1 pseudogene is annotated in these 205 nt (G+C 34.6%); it reads right to left on the minus strand.

Annotated elements, in window-relative coordinates:
* Positions 1-45: 45 nt before the first annotated feature.
* Positions 46-205, minus strand: a pseudogene (locus ADF68_RS00490) (IS30 family transposase); the annotation flags it as partial.

The following is a 205-nucleotide window of genomic DNA, read 5'->3' on the forward strand; positions in this document are numbered from 1 at the left end:
AATATGCCATAAGAAGATTATACCACATTATGTACTGTTTTAGGTTCAATTGACTATAAATTTCAAGTTCAGGTTAGCCAGTAAGAAGTCTTCTCTAGGCGACTTGTAGTTCAAGCATTTTTTAGGATAGTTATTAATCCACTTTTCGATGAATGCGACTTCTTTGGGAGTCGTTTTCTTAGTTCCTTTAGGTAACCATCTACGA

The sequence above is a fragment of the Streptococcus pseudopneumoniae genome, assembly GCF_001068775.1.
Classification (GTDB): domain Bacteria; phylum Bacillota; class Bacilli; order Lactobacillales; family Streptococcaceae; genus Streptococcus; species Streptococcus pseudopneumoniae_N.